The 241-nt window shown below is 58.1% G+C and carries 1 pseudogene; it reads right to left on the reverse strand.

Annotated features, from left to right (window positions below):
- Positions 1-241, reverse strand: a pseudogene (locus SB765_RS33110) (hypothetical protein); the annotation flags it as partial.

Genomic DNA, 241 nt, shown 5'->3' on the forward strand with positions numbered 1-241 from the left:
GCTGGTTATCCAGCTCCGGCAGGGTTTCAAAACCGGCAACCAGATCATAAGCAAACAGGCCACCCAGCAGTACGGCTTCACGCTCATCGGCAGGGGAGTTGACCAGTTGTGGAATCAGACGCAGTGCATCAAACACCGACAGGGCCTTGAGGCGGGAATCTTCATCCTGCTGATGGTCGGTGCTCTGCGGGAAAGTCAGCTCGCGTCCATCGGGACGAACCTGATTGCTGACCGACGCAGG

Source organism: Pseudomonas sp. SIMBA_067 (genome assembly GCF_046534675.1).
Taxonomy (GTDB): domain Bacteria; phylum Pseudomonadota; class Gammaproteobacteria; order Pseudomonadales; family Pseudomonadaceae; genus Aquipseudomonas; species Aquipseudomonas putida.